Below are 22,895 nucleotides of genomic sequence, written 5' to 3'. Positions count from 1 at the left end.
GTTCTCGTCGCCGGCCACCCAGCTGCCGGCCTCGTCCCAGGCCATCTCAGTACCCCTCCGGCGGGTGGTTGTGGTCGGTCTCCTGCTCGCGGGCCACGAAGCCCTCGCCCTCCGGGGTCGGCGTGGTGTCCCGGGGCTCGACCTGCTTCTGGAAGAGCATGTTCATGAACAGGTACATCGGCTTCGTCAGCCGGCGCAGTTCGTCATCGAGGCCGTACTCCCCCTGGATCGCTCGGACGAAGATCCGGTCCTTCTTGCTGTGGTAGAGGTGGGCGAGCGCTGGGTCGTCGGCGCACGGAACTGCAGACCACCAGCGTGGTGCCGTGCCCGTGGCCCAGCACCCCGTCCGGGCGCAGGCAGACCGCGCGGAGCCACGAGGCTCAGTCGCTCGCGTCGGCCGCCGCGAGCAGGTCCCCGGCCTCCAGCAGATCAGGGTCCAGGGCGACCTCCCGCCGCTGGGCCATCGCGGTGAGCACCAGCTTGCGCAGCCGGCGCCCGTCCCACCCCGCGCAGCGCCCGGCGAGCTTGCGGTGCAGAGCGTCGTCAGCCGCCAGGCCGCGGACGCCCGGCCAGATACCGGCCAGCTCGGCCAGCGTGCGTTGCAGGATCGCCGCGATCGTCGTCTCGTCCGGGAGGTCCAGGTTCAGCACCAGGTCCGCCCGGGACAGGAACGCCTCGTCCACCGCGTCCGGGAAGTTCGTCGTCGCGACGAACACGATCCGCGGATGGGACTCCGCCAGGAAGTCGATACCGGCCAGCACGGCGTCGGTCGCGCGGTGGACGTCCACCGGGTTGCTGCCGAACGACGCCGTCGACCGGCGCACCGCGAAGCTCTCGACCTCGTCGATGAGCACCACGGTGTGCGGCCGGCGGGCGGCGAACTCCGGCAGTGTGTCGGTCATCAGCCGGGTGATGTTGCGCTGGCTCTCCCCCAGCATCTCGCTCGGGAAGGCATGTGGGTCGATCTCGATGTACGTCGTCGCCCCGACCGGGGCGAGGGCGCGCGCCGCCGCCTGCGCAAGCCCCCTCGCCAGCGTCGTCTTGCCGGTGCCGGGCGGCCCTGCCAGGACGATCAGGCCGTGCGGCAGCCCCGGGAGATGGGCCAGCGCACGGCCGTGCCGCAGCCGCAGCAGCGTCTGGTTGAGCAGCCGCTCCTTGGTGCCCGGCGGCACGAGGATGTGGTCCCAGGGACCGTCGTGGTGGTCCGACGGCAGCGCGTGGACCGACAGCAGGCCGGGAGGCAGGTGCGCAGGGGCGGTCACCGGGCTCACGGCCAGGTGGGCCGGACGATCTCCGGCCACACGATCTCGTGGTAGTTGCCCGCCTGGGCGTCGCGGACCGCCTCCGGCGGCTCCTCGAACAGCACCTTGGGGTCCATCAGCACGCGCATGGTCTCGAGCAGGCTGTCGAACATGTGGATGCGGACGACCTTGGCCGTCTTGTCCGGCGAGTCGTTGAAGTGCTGGTGCCACAGGAAGTGGTCGACGACGATCAGGTCGCCCTTCTTCCACGGGTGGTTCGTGCCGCCCTCGGGCTCCTCGCCGAGGTAGCTGTGGCCCTCGCCCTCCACCACGTAGAGCCACGCCTCGCCGGGGTGGCGGTGCATGGACTGCCCGCGGTTCGGGCCGATCTCGAACATGGCCATGGTGATACCCGAGGCCTCGTAGCCGATGGCCCGGTCGAGCAGGAACGTCGTGCGGGTGCCGCGCGGGGTGGGTAGCAGCTCGAGCTCCGACCAGCTGGTGTGCAGGCGGCCGCTGCGGCGCTTGGCCGTCTCCTTGGCCAGGCGCCTCGTGCGCCGGGCGTAGGGATCCGCGCCGTCGACCGCCGGGGAGAACTCGGGCCGTCCGGGCAGCTCGGCGAACGGGGCGTGGCCCTTGTCCTCCAGCACCGACATGCCCATCGTGGCCAGCATCGGCTCGCTGGAGAAGGTCATGTAGCGCGACGTCTCCGCGTTGTCGTTGCCGGAACGGTGCCAGGACCACGCCGGCAGGTGCAGCGAGTCCCCCGGCCCCCACTCGATCCGCTCACCGTCGATCTCGGTCCAGCCCCACCCAGCGACGACGAAGACCATCGCGTCCCAGGAGTGCCGGTGGATCGTCGAGACGACGCCCTGGTCGAGCTCGTGGGCGAGGGCGTCCATCGTGCGGGTCGGGCGGTCGCCGTCCTCCCCGCAGTAGACGCCCACCCGGGTGCCGCGTGCGGTCTCCACCATCTCGACGTCGGCGAGCGCCATGACGGTCTTCTGGAACGAGCGCCACTCCTCCACGAAGGCGGCCCGCCGCTTCTTCTGGATGTGGTAGTGCGTCACCTCGGTGGTGGTGCGCGAAGCTGTCGTCACGGTCGACGAACCTTTCTGGGGGTGGGATCGGGTCTGGTCCTGTCGCGAGCGGGTCAGCTCGCGGCGGTCAGGAACGACGCGTTCACGAGGGTGGAGAGGTCGAGGTTCTTCACGGCCGGGTTGGTCGGGGCCAGCTGGTCGACCGAGGTCTGGAGCTGCTCGACGGTAGGAGTGGGGACGTCCGGGAGCACCTCCTTGGTGTAGTACTCCCAGGTCTCGTGCAGGGACTGCGGATCGGTGACCTTCAGGTGCGCCGAGAGCACCTTCGTGGAGTAGGCCTCGTCGGACTTCTCCCGCTTCATGGCCTGCTGGAGCGCGGTCATGAACCGGCGGATCTGGTCGCCGTGGCTCTTCACGTAGTCGTTCGTCGCGGCGATACCGACGTTCGAGGTCGGGATGTTCTGCTTCGCGAGGTCGACGAGCGGGCGGAAGCCCGCGGCCTCGATCTGGGTGGTCGCCGGCGGGTGGGAGAGCGCGGCGTCGATCGTCCCGGCCACCAGCGCGTTGTTGACGGCGGTGACCGACCCCAGCGGCGTCAGCTGCACGTCGGTCGGCGAGAGGCCCACCTGCTTGAGGGCCTCGAGCGTGGCGATGTAGAGCGAGCCACTGGTGGACGTCACGCCGATGCGCTTGCCCTTGAGCTGCTGCGGATCGCTCACCTTGGCGAAGAGCTCGTAGGGGAAGACCGGCGTGAGGGTGGCGAGGTAGCTCACCTCACCACCCGAGGCCGCACCGGAGACCATCTCCGAGGCTCCGATCGAGGCGAGCTGGGTCTGGCCGGAGATCAGCGCCGGGAAACCGTCGGAGCTGCTCAGGCTGACGAGCTTGACGTCGAGACCCTGGGCCTTGAACAGGCCGGCCTCGTCGGCGATCCACAGCGGCAGCTCGTCGGCGACGACCTGGCTGAAGCTCACCGTGATCGTGTTGTCGGCGGCGGCGCCCCCCGAGCCGCCACCCCCGCAGGCGGTGGCCGCCACGGCCGTCGCGGTGGCGATGAGCGCCGCGGCGATCCTCCTCCGTGCTGTACCCGACTTCATCGTCGATCTCCTCGTGGTGGGGGCGTTGCCCGTCGGTGACGGGGTTGTTCTGGGACGGGGTCGTTCTGGGACGGGGTCGGTTCTGGGACGCGTCAGTTCTGGGGGCGCCACGCGGCGTAGTGCTGCTCCACCCGCCGCAGCAGGCCGGTGAGCACGACACCGGTGATCGCGAAGATGAACAGGCCGGCGAACACGACCGACGTCTGGAACTGCTGGCCCGCGGTGTTCATGAGCATCCCGACGCCGTGGGTGGCCCCGCTGAGCTCGGCCACGAAGACGCCGATGAGCGCCTGGCCGACCGCCAGCCGCAGGCCGCTGACGATGAAGGGCACGGATCCGGGCAGCGCGATCGTCCGGAAGATCTGCAGGTGGCCGGCACCGAAGCAGCTCGCGACCCGCAGCACCGCGGGATCGAGGTTCTGCACGCCGCTCGCCGCGTTGATCAGGATCGGGAAGACCGCCATGAGGAAGACGATCGCGATCTTGGAGCTGTCGCCGATCCCGAGCCAGATGATCAGCAGCGGGGTGAGGGCGATGCGGGGCGTGGCGTAGAGGAACGTGATCAGCGGGTTCAGCAGGTAGGACAGCCGCGTGTACCACCCGACCAGGAGCCCCAGCGGCAGCCCGATGACCGTGGCGAGGATCAGCCCGTAGATCAGTTCCTTGCCGCTGGTGGCCAGGTCCGTCCAGATGGCGTCGGCGCTGAACAGCTGGCCGAACGCCTTGGCGACGTCGAACGGCCCGGGCAGCACGATCGCGGGCTTGATGCGCATGGCCGCCACCAGCTGCCAGAGGGCCAGCACCACGACGACGGAGAGGGTGCCGTAGAAGTACTTCGGGTGCAGCCGCCGCCGCGGGCGGGCCCGGCGGCTCGGCACCGGGGCCGCGGGCGGCCTGGTCTCCATCGCGGTGGCCATCAGTGGATCACCTCTCCGGCCGTCGGGTCGCTGCCGCCGTACAGGGTCTCGGCGATCTCGTCCACCAGGGCGAGGAACTCCGGGGATCGACGCAGCCGCTGGTCACGCGGGCGCTCGAAGGGCACGACGACCTCGCGGACGATGTGACCGGGCCGAGGGCTGAACACGCAGACCCGGTCGGCCAGGAAGGCGGCCTCGGTGATGTCGTGGGTGACGAACAGCGCCGTGACGTCGCGCGCCGCGCACACCCGCAGCAGCTCGGCCTGCATGGTCTCGCGCGTCTGGGCGTCGATCGACGCGAACGGCTCGTCGAGCAGGAGCAGCGCGGGGTCGACGGCCAGCGCCCGCGCCAGGTTGACCCGCTGCTGCATACCGCCCGACAGCTGGGCCGGGTACCGGTCGGCGAACCCGGACAGGCCGACGAGGTCGAGCAGGTCCCGGGCGCGCTCGCGCGCCTGCTTCTTCTTCGTGGTGCGGCCGAGCTCGAGGCCGTAGGTGACGTTGTCGATCACCTTGCGCCACGGGAGCAGGCTGGCCTGCTGGAAGACCATCGCGCGATCCGGGCCGGGGCCGGGGATGTCGCGGCCGTCGAGCTCGAGGCTGCCGCCGTGAATCGGGAGGAAGCCGGCAACGGCGTTGAGGAAGGTGGTCTTGCCGCAGCCGGACGGCCCGACGACGCAGACGAAGTCGCTGCGCTGGAGCTCGAGGTTCGCGTTGTCGACCGCCAGTGTGACGTCCGAGGCGCTCTCGCTGGGCGCCCGGTACTCGATCCGGACGTTGCGAGCCGAGAGGTGGGCGGTGCGCGACGCCTCGGCGGGAGTGTCCGCGACCGACGGGCTGCCGGCGGGATCGGAGGACCCCCGGACCGGCTGAGCCCCTTCCAGGGTCTGTTTCCGCAGCATGGCCGGGAGCGTACGGTCTAACAACATACCAATGCAAGGATCAGGCCATCGATCTGCGGACACCGCTCGAAGACCCGTCACCGGGCACCGTCCTGACTGTGGACGTCGAGCGCTCCGACCCCGGCGACCGGGTCGAGGTACGCACCTCCGGGCACCACGGGGCGCAGGTCGGCGTCGAGGTCGTAGCGGAGGGGCACGCCGGTGGGGATCTCCAGCAGGGCGACCTGGCCCTCGGTGAGGGCGTCCAGGTGCATGCACAGCGCCCGCAGGGAGTTGCCGTGCGCCACCACCAGCGTCGTCCGGCCGGCGCGCAGGTCGGGGGCGATCGCGTCGTCCCAGTACGGGACCAGCCGGGTCCGGACGTCGGCCAGGGACTCGGTGCGTGGCAGCTCCGCCACCGGCAGGGCGGCGTAGCGGTGGTCGAGGCGCGGGTCGTCCGGGCTCTCGACCGGCAGCGGGGGCGGCGCCTGGCGGTAGGAGCGGCGCCAGAGCGCGTACTGCTCGGCCCCGTACTCGGCGCGCAGGGCGTCCCGGGTCCGTCCCTGCAGCGCGCCGTAGTGGCGCTCGTTGAGCCGCCAGCTCCGCCTGACCGGTGGGCCCGGCGGGCCCAGCTCCGCCAGCGCGAGGTCCGCCGTGCGGACCGCGCGCGTCAGCACGGAGGTGTGCACGAAGTCCGGCCGGCAACCGTGCTCGGCCAGCAGCACCCCGGCGCGCGCCGCCTCCCGGTACCCGCGCCGGCTCAGCGGCACGTCCAGCCAGCCGCTCACCGTATCGGCCCCGTTGGCCGCGCTGTGCCCGTGCCGGAGCAGGACCAGCGTCCGGCCGGACGGGTTCGACTCCATCGGCCCCTCCTCGATTCCGACTGCGCACTGGCCATCAGCGCAGCGGTATGATGTCATACCAATAGTCACCGCCCACCCCGGACGAGAGAGAGGCCGACGTGCCGAAGGTTGTGTTCCTGTCCGCCGATGGCACCGAGACCGGTGTCGACGCCCGCACGGGCGACTCCGTGATGGTGGCCGCCACCCAGAACGGGATCACGGGTGTCGTCGCCGAGTGCGGGGGCAACATGAGCTGCGCGACCTGTCACGTCTGGGTCCGCGAGGACTTCGTCCCGCTCGTCGGCCCGCCCGAGGACGAGCTCGAGGAGGACCTGCTGGACCTCGCGGTCACCGAGCGGCGGCCGGGCAGCCGGCTGTCCTGCCAGATCACCGTCACCGAGGAGCTGGACGGCCTGGCCCTCGAGATCCCGCCGGACCAGCCGTGAGCGGCACGCTGATCGTCGGCGCGAGCCAGGCCGGCGTCCAGCTGGCGGTGTCCCTGCGCGAGGGCGGTGACCGGGAGCCGATCACGCTGGTCGGCGCCGAGTCCAGGCCGCCCTACCAGCGGCCGCCGCTGTCGAAGGCGTTCCTGCTCGGCACGGCGGACGACACCTCGCTCGCCTTCCGCACACCGGACTTCTACGCCGAGCGCGGGATCGACGTCGTCGCGGGCGAGCGGGTGGAGACACTGACGCTCGCGGCAAGCCCATCGGCGTCGGGCACCGCGACCACCGGCCGGGGGCGCACGCTGGGCTTCGACCGGCTGGCCCTGACCGTCGGCGCCCGGCCCCGCCGCCTCGCCGTTCCGGGGACCGACCTCGACGGGGTCCACCATCTGCGCGACGTCGAGGACGCCGCCCGCATCCGTCGCGACCTCGCGTCGGCGTCGGCCGTGGTGGTCGTCGGAGGCGGGTTCATCGGGCTGGAGGCCGCGGCCGTCGCCCGCGCGCAGGGGCGGGTGGTGACCGTCGTCGAGGCGGCGGACCGGCTGATCCCCCGCTCGGTGGCCCCGGTGGTCTCCGAGTTCTACCGGCGGGCCCACGAACGCCGGGGCACGGTCGTCCGGCTGGGTGCAGCGGTGCGGGCCCTGTCCGGCGAGGGCGGGCGGGTCCGGGGCGTCGTCCTGGACGACGGCACCCGGCTCCCGGCCGACCTCGTGCTCGTGGGGATCGGCATCGTGCCCCGCACCGAGCTCGCCGAGGCGATCGGGCTCGCCTGCGACGGCGGCATCGTCGTCGACCGATACGCCCGCACCAGCCGGGACGGCGTGGTCGCCGCCGGGGACTGCACCGTGGCGCCCCACCCGCTGACGAGCGAGGGGCGGGTCCGGCTGGAGTCGGTGCAGAACGCGGTGAGGCAGGCCCGGGCCGCCGCCGCGACGCTCGCGGGCCGACCCCCTCCCGCCGCCGAGGTTCCGTGGTTCTGGTCCGACCAGTTCGACCTCAAGCTCCAGATCGCCGGCCTCGCGGCCGGCCACGACGAGGTCGTCGTCCGCGGCGACCCGGCGACCGAGCGCTTCTCGGTCCTCTACTACCGCGACGGCTCCCTGCTGGCGGTCGACGCGGTGAACGTGCCTGCCGACTACCTCACGGTGCGGAAGGCGCTGGCCACGGGCGTCGCGATCGCGGCCGAGGATGCGCGTCGTCCCGACCGATCCCTCAAGGAGCTGCTCGCACCGCGGCCCACGCTCCGATGAGTGGACCGACTGGACGCATAGGTCCAATGGTCTTACTGTCCTACTGTCGCGGTCACGGAGCCCACCGGCCACCGGACCACCTCGAGATGCAGCAAGCGAAAGGAGGCCGACGGTGCTCAAGCAGGAGATCAACGAACTTCTGACGCAGACCGGGCCGGGCACACCGATGGGCGAGATGTTCCGGCAGTACTGGCTGCCGGCTCTGCTCGCCGAGGAACTGCCCGAGAACGACTGTCCCCAGGTCCGGGTCAAGTTGCTCTCCGAGCGCATGATCGCCTTCCGGGACAGCGAGGGCCGCTACGGCCTGATCGACGAGTTCTGCGCGCACCGCGGGGTCTCGCTGTGGTTCGGCCGCAACGAGGAGTCCGGGCTGCGCTGCGCCTACCACGGCTGGAAGTTCGACGTCACCGGTCAGGCGGTCGAGGTGCCGTCCGAGCCGGAGAACAGCAACTTCTGCGCACACGTGAAGCTGCGGTCCTACCCGCTCGTCAAGATCGGCGACGTGCTGTGGACGCACATGGGCGACCCGGAGAACCGGCCGCCGCTGCCGGAGTTCGAGTTCGCGCACGTCGCGGCGGAGCAGAACTACACGTCGAAGCGCTGGCAGGAGTGCAACTGGCTGCAGGCGTTCGAGGGCGGCATCGACTCCAGCCACGTCTCGTGGCTGCACGCGGGCGGTCTGAAGTCGGATCCGCTGTTCAAGGGCTCCAAGGGCAACGAGTACAACATGGCCGACTTCCGGCCGTTCTTCGAAGTGGCGGACGCGGACGGCGGCCTGTTCGTCGGGGCGCGGCGCAACGCCGAGGAGGACACCTACTACTGGCGCATCACCCCGTGGGTCATGCCCAGCTTCACCCTGGTGCCCCCGCGCGGCGACCACCCGGTGCACGGGCACTGGTGGGTGCCGATCGACGACGAGAACTGCTGGGCCTACTCGTTCGACTACCACCCCACGCGGCCGCTGACCACCGCCGAGGTGGACGCGATGAAGGCCGGGCACGGCGTGCACAGCGCCAACATCCCCGGCACCTACCGGCCGGTGGCCAACAAGGACAACGACTACCTGATGGACCGCGACGCCCAGCGCCGCGGCGAGCACTTCTCCGGCGTCAAGGGCATCGCGATCCAGGACTCCTCGCTGCAGGAGAGCATGGGCCCGATCGTGAACCGCGCCAAGGAGCGGCTCGTCTCCGCCGACGCGGGCATCATCAAGGCCCGGCAGAAGCTGCGGAAGGCCGCGCTCGCGCTGCGCGACGCGGGCACCGTGCCGCCCGGCGTGGACCCCACCCACCAGCAGGTTCGCTCGGCCGCGGTCGTCCTGCCCCGGGACGAGTCGTTCATCGACTCGAGCCGTGAGGCGCTGACGGCGGCCCCGGGCAAGCCGCACGCGTCGGTCTGATGCGCCCGATCCTGCAGAGCAGCTGTGCCGTGGCGACGAGCGCGGCCGAGGCGCGCTTCCGCATCGACGCGCCGGTCGAGGGCAGGCGCGGCACGAGGGTGGTCGCACTGGACGACGGCGCCGCCACCCTCGTGCGCCGGCTCGCCCGCGAGAGCTGGAACGCCGCCCGCTTCTTCACGCTCGTCGCGCAGTCCCATGAAGCGCAGTCCCATGAAGCCCAGTCCCCACCCGTGAACGGGGGCGGCCCGCCCGCCGACATGGCCCTGCACCGGACCGACGGCACGGCGGCGACGCTGGCCGACGAGCTCGGCGAGGCCGACGTCGCCGTCATGGTCGCCACCACCAACGGCAGCGCACCGGCCGCGGCCGTCATCGGCCGGGCCTGCGCGCGCCGCGGCGTCATGACCGCGGGCCTGGTGCTCGGCGAGCAGCACGACGTGGCGGACACCGTCACGGCGCTGCGCCCGCACGCCCAGGTCCTGCTCGTCACGCGGGACGAGCAGGACGTCGCCGAGGTCCTCAGCGCGCTGCGCGCCTGAGGCCCGCCCCACCACGGAGGAACGCATGGAGAAGGTGACCCTGCCCGGGTTGCAGGCGATGAAGCACGACGGTCGCAAGATCGTCGGCGTGGTCGCCTGGGACTACCAGATGGCGCGCATCGTCGACCGCGCCGGCGTGGACATCGTCTCCGTCGGCGACACCGTCGGGGTCAACCTGTGGGGGCAGCCCAACCCGCTCGAGATCACGATGGACCAGATCCTGGTGGTCTGCCAGGCCGTGCGGCGGGGCGTGAAGCGCGCGCTGGTGTCGTGCGACTTCCCGTTCGGGCCGCTGCAGGAGGGCCCCGACAGCGCCGTCCGCGCCGCGATCCGGCTCGTCAAGGAGGGCGGCGTCGACCTGGTCAAGCTGGACGGCGCCGCCGACTTCCCCGAGGCCGTCACGGCCGTGCACCGCGCCGGCATCCCCGTCTTCGCACAGTTCGGGATCACCCCGCAGACCGCCCTGCGCTACGGCGTCACCTACAGCACGACGCCGGGCCGGGGCAGCGAGGTGCCCGCCGAGATGACCGACGACCTCGTCGCCGAGGCGAAGGGCCTCGAGGCTGCCGGCGCGTCGCTGCTCAACTTCACCAACTCCGGGCCCGTGGTCGGGCCCGCGGTGGCACGGGCGGTGTCGATCCCGGTCCTGGGCGGCTTCGGCGGCGGGCCGTGGCTCGACGGCCGGATCCGCATGGCGAACGCCGCGATCGGCTACGCCGCGTCCGGGCTCGACGACCCGCCGGACACCTACGCCAACGTGGCCCGGATCAGCCACGACGCGATCGCCGCCTACGCCGCTGACGTCCGCGCCGGAAAGCAGATCCGCGGCGGCATCCCGACGACCTGAGAGGTCCCACCGTGCCCACCACCACGATCGACGGGCTCGTGACGCGGTACGAGGTGAGCGGCACGGGTCCTCCCCTGCTGCTCCTGTCCCCCGGCGGGTTCAACGCCACCCTGGACAACTGGGCCACGCACGGCGTCTACCGGCGGACCTCGCTGGTCCACAGGCTCGCCGAGCGCTACACGTGCATCGCGTTCGACCGGCGCGAGTCCGGCTCCTCCGGTGGCCGCGTCGAGCGGATCACCTGGGCGGACTACGCGGCGCAGGGCAAGGGCCTGCTCGCTCACCTGGGCATCGAGCGGGCCCACCTGCTCGGCGGGTGCGTGGGCTGCTCGGTGGCGGCGACGTTCGCCGTGGCCTACCCCGAGGCCGTCGTGGGCATGGTGCTGTACTCCCCCGCCGGCGGCGCCCGCTACCGGCTGACCCAGCACGCCCGCTTCGCCCGCCACGCCACGTTCGTCGCGGAGCACGGGCTCGCGCAGGTGGTCGACCGGGTGAAGAACTCGCAGGCCGGGTTCAGCGAGGATCCGTGCGTCGGGCCGTGGGCGTCCGTGATCCGCACGGACCCCGACTTCGCGGCGAGCTATGCGGCGCACGACGCCGAGCGCTACCAGGTGGTGCTCGCGGGGCTCGCCCGCACGATGTTCGACCGCGACTCGGTGCCCGGTCCCGAGCCAGAGGACCTGCTCCTGCTGGACGTCCCCGCGCTGGTGGTGCCGGGCCAGGACGCGTCGCACGCGACGTCGGCGGCCCGATTCCTCCACGAGTGCCTCGCCGGCTCCGAGTACTGGGACGTCCCGGTGACGGAGCAGACCGCGGAGACCGCCCCCGAGCGCGTGCTGCGGTTCCTCGACGGACGCAGCGCAGACGGGCTCAGCCCAGACGGGCTCAGCGCAGCGGCTCGCCCCGCTCCAGGGCCATGATCTGCTCCACCCGGGCCTGGTGACGCCCGCCCTTGAACGCGGTGGCCAGCCAGGTCGTGAGGATCCGCTCGGCCAGGTCCGGGGCCACCACCTTCGCCCCCATGACGAGGACGTTGGCGTCGTTGTGGGCACGGGCGATCTCGGCGGTGAACGTGCAGTGGCACAGCGCCGCCCGCACTCCGCGGACCTTGTTGCACGCCATCTGCTCGCCGCTCCCGCTGCCGCCCAGCACGACGCCCAGTTCGGCCTGGCCGCCGACGACCTGCGCGCCGACGTCGGCGCAGAGGTAGGGGTAGTCGGCGACCTGCGTGTCGTCGTGGACCCCGCGGTCGTCGACCTCGTGACCGCGGTCGGCCAGCCAGGCCGCCAGGCGTGCCTTCAGGGGCACGGCGTTGTGGTCGGCGACGATGGCGATCTTCCTGGCTGCGATCTTCATCCTGCGGCCTCCGGCTCAGGCGGTCAGGTCGTGCGTGCCCTTGGCGAACAGGGCGTCGACGTCCGGCCTGCGGTCGAGGATCTTCTGCGCGGCGGCGTGGTCGAGCAGCCGCTCGATCGTGGCGCGGTTGGGTTCGATGCCGTAGGGCAGCGGGTCCGCACCGGTGGTCTCCATGACCTGGGCGTACATCCGGTCGGTGGCGGTCGGGTCCGTCACCTCGCCCGCCCGCAGCCGCTCGACGTACCGGTTCTTCGACTCGGCGAACGCGGCGAACAGGTCGGGCGCCAGGTCCGGATGGGCCTCGAGCACGTCGTCGCGGACGACGACGAGGTGGTTGATCGGGAAGACGCCGTCGCGCTGCAGGGCGCGCAGGCCCGCGGCACGCGCGTCCGGGATGAGCGGCGCCACGTCCGGGTGCTCGACGTCGACGCCGACGGCCGCGGCGATCCGCCCGGAGGTCAGCATGTCCCCGAGGTCGTCCCCGTCGGGCACGGGCACGACGTTGGCCGGGGGCCGGTACTCGCGGACGTGCTCGTCGCCCGACAGCACCCAGGTGACCCGGTCGAGGTCCACCCCGTACTCCTCGGCGAGGATCCCGCGTGCCCAGACCCCGGTGGTCACCGTGTAGCCGCGGTTGACCCCGACCTCGCGGCCCTCCAGGTTTCGTGGCTCGCGCACCTCCGCGCCGGTGTTGACCCGGATCGCGCCGTGGTGGAACCCGCGGACCAGGAACGTGGGCAGCGCCGTGAACCGGGCGCCGTGCGCCTTGGCCACGAGGTAGGTGGTGAAGGCCATCTCGGAGACGTCGAACTCGAGGTCTCGCACCATCCGGCGGAACGCGTGCACGAGCACCGGGACCTCGACGACGTCCAGCACCGCGCCGCGCGGTCGGACCGTGCCGTCCTTCAGGGCCGCGTTGTTGCCCTGGCTCCTGGTGACGGTGCTCAGGTGCAGTTCCGGCATCGGTTGGCCCTCCGCTCTCGTCTCTGGCTCGGCGAACCTAGCATATGGTAAGACAGCAGACCATAAGACCAAGGAGGGCCTGAGGATGGCTGAGGACGTGCTGGCGGCCGTGCGGACCGCGCCGGGGACGACGGAGGTGCGCAGCTTCGCGATGCCGCACGTCCCCGACGACGGAGCGCTGCTCAAGGTCGAGGTGGCCGGGATCTGCGGCACCGACGTGAAGATGTACGCGAAACCCCCGTTCCCGGAGCCGGTGATCATGGGTCACGAGAACGTCGGCACGATCGCGCACGCGGGGCCCGCCTTCACCCGGCGGCACGGCCTCGTCGACGGCGACCGGGTCTTCGTCGAGCACTACGTGGGCTGCTTCCACTGCGAGTGGTGCCACCAGGGCGAGTACCGGCACTGCGAGAACACCGACTGGCGGACCAACCCGGAGGCCCGCCGCTACGGCTACACCTCCGCCGAGAACCCGTTCCAGCTCTGGGGCGGCTTCGCGCAGTACATGTACCTGCCGTGGAACGCGGTGCTGCACAAGGTGCCCGACGGCGTGTCCGCCGAGCTGGCCGGCCTCGTGACGCCGCTGTCCAACGGCATCGAGTGGGCGCTGTTCGCCGCCGGCGTCGGGTACGACTCCACGGTGCTGATCCAGGGTCCCGGTCAGCAGGGGCTCTCCCAGGTGGTCGCCTGCAAGCAGGCCGGCGCCTCCACGATCATCGTCACCGGCACGACCCGCGACGCCGCCCGCCTGGCACTGGCCCGCGACCTCGGCGCCGACCACGTCGTCGACGTCCGCCAGGAGGACCCGCTGACCGTCGTCAGGGACGTGACCCGGGGCAAGGGCGTCGACGTCGTCCTGGACTGCACCGCAGGTGCCGGGGTCGCCCCCGTGCTGCTGGGCATCGACGCGCTCAAGCGCCGCGAGGGGACGATGGTCGTCCAGGGCGAGCTCGCCGCGTTCCCCGACTTCCCGATGAAGAAGCTCACCGAGAAGGCGATCACGATGCGCAGCGCCCGCGGGCACAGCTACCGGGCGTGCGAGCTGGCCCTCACGCAGCTCGCGTCCGGGCGCTTCCCGTTGGAGCGCCTCGGCACCCACACGTTCGGGCTCGACGAGGTGGACCGGGCGATCCGGGCCGTCGGCGGCGAGGTCGAGGAGGACGTCGTGCACGTCTCGCTGCTGCCGTGGTCGGGCGGTGACCGATGACGCCGGTCGTCGTCCGGAACCCACCGCGGGCGGACGCGGACGCGGTGAAGGAGCTGGAGCGGTTCGGGGTAGCCACGGTGCACGAGGCCCAGGGCCGCACCGGCCTGCTCGCGCCGCGCCTGCGCCCGATCTATCCGGGCGCGCACGTCGCCGGCACCGCCGTGACGGTCAGCGTGCCGCCGGGCGACAACTGGATGCTGCACGTGGCCGTCGAGCAGTGCCGCGACGGCGACGTCCTCGTCGTCTCCCCCACCACCCGGTCCGACGCCGGCTACTTCGGCGAGCTGCTCGCCACCGCGCTCGCGGCCCGCGGGGTCCGCGGGCTGGTCATCGACGCGGGCTGTCGCGACGTCGCCGAGCTGACGGCGATGCGCTTCCCGGTGTGGTCGCGGTGCGTCTCGGCGTTCGGGACGGTCAAGGAGACGCTCGGCAGCGTCAACGTGCCGCTCGCGTGCGCCGGAGGGCTGGTGCACCCCGGTGACGTCGTCGTCGCCGACGACGACGGCGTGGTGGTGGTGCCCCGCGAGGAGGCCGCCGCGGTGGCCGCCGCGTCCGCCGCCCGCGAGGGGAAGGAGGCCGTGTCCCGCGAGCGCTACCGCGCCGGCGAGCTCGGCCTCGACATCCAGGGCATGCGCGACCGGCTCGCCGCCAAGGGCCTGCGCTACGTCGACCACGCGCCGGAGGACCAGCAGAGATGATCATCGACTGTCACGGCCACTTCACCACGTCGCCGGTGAGCCACACCGACTTCCGCACGGCCCAGCTCGCCCGGCTGTCCGACCCGGGGCTGCCCGAGCCCACCCCCGTCGCCGCCGGCGACGACGCGGTGCGCGACGCTATCGAGAACAACCAGCTCAAGGTGCTGCGGGAGCGCGGCGGCGACCTGATGCTGTTCTCCCCGCAGGCCTCGGCCATGGGGCACCACGTCGCGGACCCCGCGACCGCGGTGGCCTGGGCGCTCAGCTGCAACGACCTGGTCCACCAGGTCGTCCGGCTGTTCCCGGAGAACTTCGCCGGCGTCTGCCAGCTCCCCCAGACGCCGGGGGGACGGCTCGACGGCTGTGTGGCCGAACTGCGGCGCTGTGTCGAGGAGCTCGGCTTCGTCGGCACGAACCTCAACCCGGACCCATCGGGCGGCCGCTGGAGCGACCCGCCGCTGACCGACGAGCACTGGTACCCGCTCTACGAGGCGATGGTCGAGCTCGACGTGCCGGCGATGGTGCACGTCTCGGCGTCCTGCAGCCCGAACTCGCACACGCTGGGCTCGCACTACCTGGCCGCCGACACCGCCGTGTTCATGCAGCTCCTGGAGGGCGACCTCTTCGCGCGGTTCCCCACCCTGCGGCTCGTGATCCCGCACGGCGGCGGCGCGGTCCCCTACCACTGGGGTCGCTACCGGGGCCTCGCCGTGCGACTCGGCCGGCCGCCGGTCGCCGAGCACCTGATGGGCAACGTCTTCTTCGACACCTGCGTCTACCACGCGCCGGGCGTCCGCCTGCTGCACGAGATCGCCGGAGCGGACAACATCCTGTTCGCCTCGGAGATGCTCGGCGCGGTTCGCGGCACCGACCCGGCGACAGGCCACTCCTGGGACGACACGAAGCGCTACGTCGACGCGCTGGACCTGGACGAGGCCGACCGCCGGAAGGTGTTCGAGCTGAACACGCGCCGCGTCTACCCCCGGCTCGACGCGCGGCTCGCGGCCGCCGGGCGGTAGCGGCCGGCGGTCAGGTCGGGACGGCCGCGGACTCCCCCGGGTGCGCGCCCAGACGCTCGGCGGTCCTGGCGAGGTGCGTGGTCATCACGGCCGTGGCCGCCTCGACGTCCCGGCGCTGCACCGCGAGGACGAACTCGCGGTGCTCGGCCGTGCCGACGATGCCGACCTTGGGGTCCTCCTCCTGCGCCCGGGCCAGGGACGCGAGCACCGGCCCGTGGAAGGACTGCGCGAGCATCTCGATCGCCGGGTTGTGACTGGCCTTCGCCACGCGGACGTGGAACTCGGCCGACAGCGACACCGGGTAGGTGTCGGCCGACTCGATCGACGCCTCCGCGCGGTCGCAGATCTCCAGGAGGTCCGCGATGTCCTGCTCGTCGGCGCGCCGGCACACCAGCGGGACGAGGCCGATCTCGAGGATCTGCCGCGCCTCCGTCACGTCGGCGGGCTCGACCACCGAGAACGTCAGCATGTCGGAGATCCCCTCCCCGACCTGTGCGCTGGTCGGGGCGGTGACGAACGCGCCGCCCCGGGCACCCACGCGGATGGCGACGAGGCCGTTGGCCTCGAGACCGCGCAGCGCCTCTCGGACGGTCACCCGGCTCACGCCGAACCGCTCGCCGAGCTCGCGCTCGGACGGCAGCCGGTCGCCTGCCGTGAGCTGGCCGTCCCTGATCAACAACCGGATCTGGTCCACGATCAGGTTCGACACGCGCCCTGCGTTCACGCGACTGAACATGTCGGAGCGGTCGGTGGATGCCGACTGGCCGGCGTCGGGCTGTGACCTCATGGACTGATGATAAGGCCAAATGCCCCGCGAAGGGTTCGCGACTCCCGCCACGACCGCCGATCGGCTGATTATTGGGGCATCGGATCGTGATCGGCCACCCACCCTGCGTCACCAGGCCCGGCCCTGCCGGGGCGTGGGACAGGACGGGATGCCCTCGTCAGGTGCTCGGTGGCCCGCGGACACGAGCCGGTCGTCGCCATGTCCCGGATCCGGGTGGAACGGGACCGCCAGGCCACGCGCCCGGTGCGGACCGCCGTCGTGACGCAGTACTGCGCACCGAGGCCCACGGCCAGGCAGGCGAGGACTGCGGGCAGGGCCGGGACGTGGCGGAGGAGCAGTTCGGGGTAGACGGCGTAGTGCGTCAGGTAGATCGCCAGTGAGGCGGCCGCGACCGCCCCGACCGGGCGGTGGGCGATCCGCGGAAGCGGGATGCCCGCAACGAGCAGCAGGAGCAGCAGCCCGGCGGTGACCACGAGGTTGCGCACCGGGTCCGCGAAGAAGCCGGGCACCAGCAGCACGACGAGCGCCGCGGCGAGCACCCGTCGGTTCAGCGTCGTCGCGCGGTGGACGACCCAGCCCAGGGCGAACAGCCACAGCACCAGGTGGGTGCTCATGACCCGGTCGGAGAACTCGTTGCCCGCGTCGGTGAACAGCCTGCCCGGCAGTGCGCACACCATCACGGCGACCGCGAAGCCGAACGGATGCGCGCGCTCCAGCCGCCGGACGGCCGGGATCGCGAAGATCACGGCGAGGATCAGCAGCGTCTGGACCAGGGTCTCGACGAACCAGTAACCCCAGGCGTGCGGGTCGACGACAGAGTTGATCAACAGCGCGTTGTGGAGATGGACGTCGCTCTCGACGAGGGCTCGCCAGCTGATCCACAGGGCGGTGGGGACGGCCGTCCTGGCCGCGCTGCGCACGATCGCCCGGCTCGGCGTGGTGGTCGCCCGGTCGGTCAGGACGAACCGGGCGAAGGCCCATCCGGCGATACCGAGCAGCAGGTGTGCGCCGCCGACGACGTCGAAGAGCCCGATGTGCGTGCCCACCACCAGCACGATCGCGACGGCCCGCAGCACCACCCCGGTCTCCAGCAGCGGCCAGTACCGCCGGCGCGGCTCCAGGCGACACAGCTGCTCGATCGGCGTGACCGGCCAGTCGGGCGGCAGCTCGCCCACGTGGCTCTGTAGCGCCACGGTCATCTGCACGTAGGTCAGGGAGTCGCCACCCAGGCCCGCGAACGTCGCGTCCGGGCGCAGCTTTTCGCCGGGGAAGACGGTGGCGAACGCGTCGTACACCGAGCGGTGCTGCGGCGGGCGCGCGATGCGCAGCCGTGACGGGACCCGGACATCGGGGCGCCGGGCGAGGGCCTCGACCGCCGGGTGGTCGATCTTGCCGTTCTCGCCGCGGGGCAGCTCCGGGACGGGGACGACGCGGATCCGGCCGGACGGCACCATCAGCCGATCGGCCAGGAGCCCGCGAATACGGTCCGTGGCCGGGCGCACCGCGGCGACGACCAGCTCCTCGTCGGTGCCGGTGCACGCCGCCGGGATGCCCTCGTCGTCGAGGATGCGCTCGACGTGGTCCAGGTCGATCCGCAGGCCGAACGGCTTGATGAACCGGCTGCTCCGTCCGACGATCTCGTACAGTCCGTCGGCCCGGCGACGCGCGATGTCCCCGGTGCGGAGGTGATCGACGGTGCGCCCGGCGGCGAGATCGGTCCGGTTCTCGGCGTAGCCCAGCATGACGCCGGGTCCACGGAAGATCAGGTCGCCCTCGTCGCGGTCGCCGGAGCCGTCGATCTCGAACGAGCCGCCGGCGATCGGGACGCCGATGGCGGACGGGTGCGCCGCGGCCAGGGCCGGCGGCAGGTAGGCCATCCGGGCAGTGGCCTCGGTCTGGCCGTACATGACGAACAACTGCCAGCCGCGTCGCTCACCCAGCTGCGCGTAGCGGCGCACGACGTGCGGCGCGAGGCGTCCACCGGCCTGGGTGACGTACCGCAGGTCGGGCAGCCGCATGTCGGGGAAGCCGACCTGGTCGAGCAGCTCGAAGGTGTAGGGCACCCCGTGCAGACTCGTCCCGCCGTGCTCGCGGAAGGTCCTCCAGAACTGCGGCTCGGTCACCGACCGGTCGGACAGCAGCAACGCGGCGCCGCGCAGCAGGTTGCTGTTGACGAGCGAGAGGCCGTAGCAGTAGTGCAGGGGCAGGGACACCGCGGCGCGGTCGCTGTCGCGGATGTCGAGGTAGTCGGCGATGGCGGCGGCGTTGGCGGCGAGGTTGGCGGCCGAGAGCCGGACCAGCTTGGGCGAGCCGGTCGACCCCGACGTCGAGAGCATCAGGGCGAGATCGGGATGCAGCGCGTGCCGGGGATGCGCCCGGCGCTCGTCCACCAGCCAGGATCCCCCGACGCGCGACACCAGGACGTCGGGGTCGTACGCATCGACCAGTGCGGCGACCCGGCGTTCGTCCTGCGCCGACGCGAGCAGCACGGGATGGCCGGCGCCGGTCGCCGCCAGATAGGTCACCAGCGAGTCCACGTCGTTGGACGCCGCGACCAGCACCAGCCGCCTCGTGGCGCCCAGCCGGGCCTGCATGTCCTCCACCCGTTCACCCAGCCCGCGATAGCTGATCTCGGTGCCGTCCGGCCCCACCACGGCCAGGCGCTCGCCGAAGGCGTCGAACGCATCGACGCGCGACATCGTCTGCGCTGGTTTGGCCATGCTCACAGTAGATGAGGCGAGGCTCAGCTACATCAATCCGGCGAAACGGTGACGTCGTTGAGACGTAAACGAACCTTGTAAGGCAGCCTCAGCAACGGTGAGGTCATGCTAACTTGTTCGCCGGTTGCCGGCTCAACTACAGGAGGACGCACATGTGGCGCAGGCGTGGTGTGCAGCGCAACCCCCTCGTCCTGATCGTCGCCGCGGTCGCGCTGGCGGCATCGATGGCCGCATGTGGCTCGTCGGGCCCCACGCTCACGCTGTACAACGCACAACACGCGGACCTGGCCCAGGCGTGGATCGACGGCTTCACGAAGGAGACCGGGATCCAGGTCCAGGTCCGGCAGGGCGGCGACTTCGACATGGCCAACCAGATCCTCGCCGAGGGCGACGCCTCGCCCGCGGACGTGTTCATGACCGAGAACTCCCCGGCCCTGTCCCTGCTGTCGAGCAAGGGGGCGCTCACGCCGCTCGACCCCGCCACGCTCGCGCAGGTACCGACCAAGTACAGCTCGGGATCCGGCGACTGGGTCGGCATCGCGGCCCGCTCGACGGTCGTGGTCTACAACCCGTCGCTGGTGAGCGCCGACCAGCTGCCGAAGTCGATCCTGGACCTGTCCGGGCCCCGGTGGAAGGACCGGATCGGGATCGCCGCGGGTGGCGCCGACTTCCAGGCCATCGCCAGTGCGGTGTTCGCCGTGAACGGCGACGCCGCGGCCGAGCAGTGGCTCGCCGGGCTCAAGCAGAACGCGCGGATCTACCGCAACAACGTGACGATCCTGGCCGCGGTCGACAAGGGCGAGGTTCCGGCCGGGGTGATCTACCACTACTACTGGTACAAGGACCGCGCAGAGTCCGGCGCCGACAGCAAGAACGCCGAGCTGGAGTTCTTCAACCAGAAGGACGCAGGCGCGTTCGTCTCCGTGTCCGGCGCCGGCGTGCTGAAGTCGAGCAGGCACGCGGCCGAGGCGCAGCGGTTCGTCGCCTACATGAGCAGCCGCGCCGGCCAGCAGATCCTCGCCGACACCGACGCGCTCGAGTACCCCGTCGGTGACGGGGTGCCGCCCAACCCGAAGCTCAAACCGTTCTCCGAGCTCCAACCCCCCGATGTCGATCTCAACACCCTGAACGGGCCGAAGGTGATCGCGGAGATGCAGCAGGTCGGCCTGATATGACCAGGGCGGGTGCTCGGCCGCCCGCGACGCTGCGGCGGCCCTACCCACCCGCCCGGCTCGCCGCGGCGGCGGCCGTGACCGCACTGACCCTGGTACCGCTGGCATACGTTCTGGTGTACGTGGTCGCGGAGGGCCCGTCGCAGGCCGCGGACCTGCTGCTGCGCCCGCGGGTGGCGGAGCTGCTGCGCAACACCGTCGCCCTGACGGTGACCGGTTGCCTCGCCTGCGCGGTGCTCGGCACCGGTGCGGCCTGGCTGGTGGAACGCACGACCCTGCCCTTCCGCGGCATGTGGACGGGCCTCATGGCCGCACCGCTGGCCGTGCCCGCGTTCGTCAACAGCTACGGGTGGGTGTCGGTCACCTCGGCCGTGGAGGGTTTCGGCGGAGCGGTACTGATCACCACGATGTCCTACTTCCCGCTGGTCTACCTGCCCGTGGCCGCCGTGCTGCGCGGGATGGACCCGGCGTTCGAGGAGACGTCACGGGCCCTGGGCAACGGGCCGTGGCTGACGTTCGGCCGCGTGGTCGTGCCGCAGCTGCGCCCGGCGCTGCTGGGCGGCGTGCTGCTGGTCGGGTTGCATCTGCTGGCCGAGTTCGGCGCCTTGCAGGCCTTGCGGTTCCCGACCTTCACCACGGCGATCTACGACCAGTTCCAGTCGACGTTCAACGGGCCGGCGTCAACGATGCTCGCCGGGGTCCTCGTGGTGGGCTGCCTGCTGCTGCTCGTCGGGGAGCTGAGGCTGGCGGGCCGGGCGAGACTCGCACGGGTCGGCGCCGGTGCCGCACGCGCCGCCGTGCCGCACCGGCTGGGTGCGACCGCGCCGGTAGCGCTCCTCGGGATGGCGGCGCTGGCCGGGCTCGCGCTGGCCGTGCCGCTGGGCAGCCTCGCGCACTGGCTGATCGTGGGCACCTCGACGGCGTTCCCGCTCGGCCTGCTCGCGACCACGGCGCTGACCTCGATCGGCCTCGGGGTGACCGGGGCCGCGGCGACGTGCCTGCTCGCGGTGCCCGTCGCCTGGCTGTCGGTGCGCCATCCCGGCAGGGTGAGCAGGGTGCTCGAGCGCAGCACCTACATCGCGGGATCGTTGCCCGGCATCGTCGTCGCGCTGGCGCTGGTGACGCTCGCGATCGGCTACCTGCCGCCGGTGTACCAGACCACGCTCCTGCTCGTCGCCGCCTACGCGGTGCTGTTCATGCCCAGGGCGATGGTGAGCCTGCGGGCGGCTCTGGCCCAGATCCCACCCGAGCTGGACGACTCGGCGCGGTCACTCGGGGCCCGGCCGGCCGGAGTGATGTGGAGGGTCACGCTGCCGATGGTGGCCCGCGGGCTCGGGGCGGGCGCCGCACTGGTGTTCCTCGCGGTCGTCACCGAGCTGACGGCGACACTGCTGCTCTCGCCGATCGGCACGGACACCCTCGCCACCGAGTTCTGGTCCAACAGCTCCAGCCTGGCCTACGGGGCAGCCGCCCCCTACGCCCTTCTCATGATCGTCATCTCGGCACCGGCCGCCTGGCTGCTGAGCCGCCAGTCCCGTACGGAGCTGATGCCGGCATGACCCGGACCACCACCCGCCCCGACCACAGCGAGGTCCGGGCCGACGGGCTGCGCGTCGCCGGCATCCGCAAGGCCTACGGCGCGGTCGAGGTGCTGCACGGCATCGATCTCGCCGTTCCGGCCGGATCGCTCACCGCTGTGCTCGGCCGTTCCGGGTGCGGCAAGACGACGTTGCTGCGGCTGATCGCCGGCTTCGACCGCCCCGACGCCGGGACCATCACCATCGACGGCCACGAGGTCGCCGCCGCGCAACGGGCGGTCCCACCGGAGGACCGCCGGATCGGCTACGTCACCCAGGACGGCAACCTGTTCCCCCATCTCACCGTGGCCGGCAACATCGCCTTCGGGCTCCCCCGCCGTGCCCGGCGGGCATCGCCCAGGGTCGCCGAGCTGCTCGACCTCGTCGGCCTCGGCCACGGCTACGGCGGCCGCTATCCCCACGAGCTGTCCGGTGGCCAGCAGCAACGGGTCGCCCTCGCCCGCGCGCTGGCACCCGGTCCCGGGCTCGTGCTGCTCGACGAGCCCTTCTCCGCCCTCGACGCCGAGCTCCGCGAGAGCACCCGGCGTGCCGTGGCCACCGCGCTCGCCGCGTCCGGGACCACCACCGTCCTCGTCACGCACGACCAGGCCGAAGCCCTGTCGCTGGCCACCGACGTCGCCGTGATGCGTGAGGGCAGGATCGTGCAACAGGCGCCTCCGACGGACCTCTACCGGCGCCCGGTCGACAGGGACGTGGCCGCGTTCGTCGGGGACGTCGTCCTCCTTCCCGCCGTCGCCCGGTCCGGGCTCGCGCACTGCGCTCTCGGCGCCCTGGGGATCGACAGGTCGACCACGGACGGCCCGGTGACGGTGATGATCCGGCCCGAGCAGATCGCCATCGACGGCGGACCCGACGCGGTCACGGCACGCGTGCTCG

23 protein-coding genes are annotated in these 22,895 nt (G+C 72.0%); 12 read left to right on the top strand and 11 right to left on the bottom strand.

Going from position 1 to position 22,895, the window contains the following annotated elements:
• Positions 1-46 precede the first annotated feature (46 nt).
• The 7 genes from JWR81_RS03390 to JWR81_RS03360 all read right to left on the bottom strand — a co-directional run bounded on the left by JWR81_RS03390 (position 47) and on the right by JWR81_RS03360 (position 6,039).
• Positions 47-178 (bottom strand): hypothetical protein, encoded by a 132-nt coding sequence (locus tag JWR81_RS03390; protein WP_297646459.1) that lies wholly within the window; start codon positions 176-178, stop codon positions 47-49.
• Positions 179-380: 202 nt separating this feature from the next.
• Positions 381-1,262, bottom strand: coding sequence for an AAA family ATPase (locus tag JWR81_RS03385; RefSeq protein WP_297646458.1), 882 nt, complete (start codon positions 1,260-1,262; stop codon positions 381-383).
• A gap of 5 nt (positions 1,263-1,267) precedes the next feature.
• A complete protein-coding gene (locus tag JWR81_RS03380) occupies positions 1,268-2,341 on the bottom strand; it encodes a cupin domain-containing protein (RefSeq protein ID WP_297646456.1) in 1,074 nt (357 codons plus the stop codon).
• Between the two features lie 53 nt (positions 2,342-2,394).
• The gene (locus JWR81_RS03375) at positions 2,395-3,378 is read right to left on the bottom strand and encodes an ABC transporter substrate-binding protein (protein WP_297646449.1); all 984 of its coding nucleotides are present in this window, start codon (positions 3,376-3,378) and stop codon (positions 2,395-2,397) included.
• 92 nt (positions 3,379-3,470) lie between these two features.
• Positions 3,471-4,295 carry an ABC transporter permease gene (locus JWR81_RS03370; RefSeq protein ID WP_297646447.1) on the bottom strand — a complete coding sequence of 275 codons (825 nt, stop codon included), beginning with the start codon at positions 4,293-4,295 and terminating at the stop codon, positions 3,471-3,473.
• Positions 4,295-5,197 (bottom strand): ABC transporter ATP-binding protein, encoded by a 903-nt coding sequence (locus JWR81_RS03365; RefSeq protein ID WP_297646445.1) that lies wholly within the window; start codon positions 5,195-5,197, stop codon positions 4,295-4,297. Before JWR81_RS03365 ends, JWR81_RS03370 begins: the two co-directional genes overlap by 1 nt.
• Before the next feature lie 77 nt (positions 5,198-5,274).
• A complete protein-coding gene (locus JWR81_RS03360; protein WP_297646444.1) occupies positions 5,275-6,039 on the bottom strand; it encodes a 2,3-bisphosphoglycerate-dependent phosphoglycerate mutase in 765 nt (254 codons plus the stop codon).
• Between the two features lie 98 nt (positions 6,040-6,137).
• On the opposite strand from JWR81_RS03360, the gene JWR81_RS03355 reads away from it, so the two are divergent.
• The 6 genes from JWR81_RS03355 to JWR81_RS03330 all read left to right on the top strand — a co-directional run bounded on the left by JWR81_RS03355 (position 6,138) and on the right by JWR81_RS03330 (position 11,419).
• Positions 6,138-6,464: a 2Fe-2S iron-sulfur cluster-binding protein gene (locus JWR81_RS03355; protein WP_297646443.1), complete on the top strand. Its 327-nt coding sequence runs from the start codon at positions 6,138-6,140 to the stop codon at positions 6,462-6,464.
• Positions 6,461-7,714 carry an FAD-dependent oxidoreductase gene (locus JWR81_RS03350; RefSeq protein WP_297646441.1) on the top strand — a complete coding sequence of 418 codons (1,254 nt, stop codon included), beginning with the start codon at positions 6,461-6,463 and terminating at the stop codon, positions 7,712-7,714. Before JWR81_RS03355 ends, JWR81_RS03350 begins: the two co-directional genes overlap by 4 nt.
• A 112-nt stretch (positions 7,715-7,826) precedes the next feature.
• Complete coding sequence (locus tag JWR81_RS03345; RefSeq protein ID WP_297646439.1) at positions 7,827-9,113, top strand: aromatic ring-hydroxylating dioxygenase subunit alpha; 1,287 nt, start codon at positions 7,827-7,829, stop codon at positions 9,111-9,113.
• Between the two features lie 29 nt (positions 9,114-9,142).
• Entirely contained in the window at positions 9,143-9,652 is a 510-nt protein-coding gene (locus JWR81_RS03340; protein WP_297646437.1) for a hypothetical protein, read from the top strand.
• 25 nt (positions 9,653-9,677) lie between these two features.
• Positions 9,678-10,499, top strand: coding sequence for a 3-methyl-2-oxobutanoate hydroxymethyltransferase (locus tag JWR81_RS03335; RefSeq protein ID WP_297646435.1), 822 nt, complete (start codon positions 9,678-9,680; stop codon positions 10,497-10,499).
• An 11-nt stretch (positions 10,500-10,510) separates the two neighbouring features.
• Complete coding sequence (locus JWR81_RS03330; RefSeq protein ID WP_297646433.1) at positions 10,511-11,419, top strand: alpha/beta hydrolase; 909 nt, start codon at positions 10,511-10,513, stop codon at positions 11,417-11,419.
• On the opposite strand, the gene JWR81_RS03325 is transcribed toward JWR81_RS03330, so the two are convergent.
• Positions 11,385-11,855 carry an RpiB/LacA/LacB family sugar-phosphate isomerase gene (locus JWR81_RS03325; RefSeq protein ID WP_297646431.1) on the bottom strand — a complete coding sequence of 157 codons (471 nt, stop codon included), beginning with the start codon at positions 11,853-11,855 and terminating at the stop codon, positions 11,385-11,387. The genes JWR81_RS03330 and JWR81_RS03325 overlap by 35 nt on opposite strands.
• Positions 11,856-11,870: 15 nt before the next feature.
• Positions 11,871-12,818 (bottom strand): hypothetical protein, encoded by a 948-nt coding sequence (locus JWR81_RS03320; protein WP_297646429.1) that lies wholly within the window; start codon positions 12,816-12,818, stop codon positions 11,871-11,873.
• Positions 12,819-12,903: 85 nt separating this feature from the next.
• On the opposite strand from JWR81_RS03320, the gene JWR81_RS03315 reads away from it, so the two are divergent.
• From JWR81_RS03315 to JWR81_RS03305, 3 genes are read left to right on the top strand one after another with little or no spacing between them, the layout of a single operon-like run.
• Complete coding sequence (locus tag JWR81_RS03315; protein WP_297646427.1) at positions 12,904-14,025, top strand: alcohol dehydrogenase catalytic domain-containing protein; 1,122 nt, start codon at positions 12,904-12,906, stop codon at positions 14,023-14,025.
• On the top strand, positions 14,022-14,723 hold the full coding sequence (locus tag JWR81_RS03310) for a 4-carboxy-4-hydroxy-2-oxoadipate aldolase/oxaloacetate decarboxylase (RefSeq protein WP_297646425.1): 702 nt from the start codon (positions 14,022-14,024) through the stop codon (positions 14,721-14,723). Before JWR81_RS03315 ends, JWR81_RS03310 begins: the two co-directional genes overlap by 4 nt.
• A complete protein-coding gene (locus JWR81_RS03305; protein ID WP_297646423.1) occupies positions 14,720-15,742 on the top strand; it encodes an amidohydrolase family protein in 1,023 nt (340 codons plus the stop codon). Before JWR81_RS03310 ends, JWR81_RS03305 begins: the two co-directional genes overlap by 4 nt.
• A 10-nt stretch (positions 15,743-15,752) precedes the next feature.
• Here JWR81_RS03305 and JWR81_RS03300 read toward each other — a convergent pair whose 3' ends face one another.
• On the bottom strand, positions 15,753-16,529 hold the full coding sequence (locus JWR81_RS03300; RefSeq protein WP_297646421.1) for a FadR/GntR family transcriptional regulator: 777 nt from the start codon (positions 16,527-16,529) through the stop codon (positions 15,753-15,755).
• Between the two features lie 68 nt (positions 16,530-16,597).
• Positions 16,598-19,249, bottom strand: coding sequence for an AMP-binding protein (locus JWR81_RS03295; RefSeq protein WP_297646419.1), 2,652 nt, complete (start codon positions 19,247-19,249; stop codon positions 16,598-16,600).
• A gap of 152 nt (positions 19,250-19,401) precedes the next feature.
• Between JWR81_RS03295 and JWR81_RS03290 the strand changes: the two genes are divergently transcribed.
• The 3 genes from JWR81_RS03290 to JWR81_RS03280 all read left to right on the top strand — a co-directional run.
• Entirely contained in the window at positions 19,402-20,424 is a 1,023-nt protein-coding gene (locus tag JWR81_RS03290; protein ID WP_297646417.1) for an iron ABC transporter substrate-binding protein, read from the top strand.
• Complete coding sequence (locus tag JWR81_RS03285) at positions 20,421-21,980, top strand: iron ABC transporter permease (RefSeq protein ID WP_297646415.1); 1,560 nt, start codon at positions 20,421-20,423, stop codon at positions 21,978-21,980. The genes JWR81_RS03290 and JWR81_RS03285 overlap by 4 nt, the downstream gene beginning before the upstream one ends.
• A partial coding sequence (locus JWR81_RS03280; protein WP_297646414.1) for an ABC transporter ATP-binding protein occupies positions 21,977-22,895 on the top strand: 919 nt, incomplete at its 3' end. The genes JWR81_RS03285 and JWR81_RS03280, both read left to right, overlap by 4 nt.

It is taken from the genome of Pseudonocardia sp. (assembly GCF_025965585.1).
GTDB lineage: Bacteria > Actinomycetota > Actinomycetes > Mycobacteriales > Pseudonocardiaceae > Pseudonocardia.
Note: the sequence above shows the minus strand (reverse complement) of the source record. Positions and strands in the feature narration are given on the sequence as shown.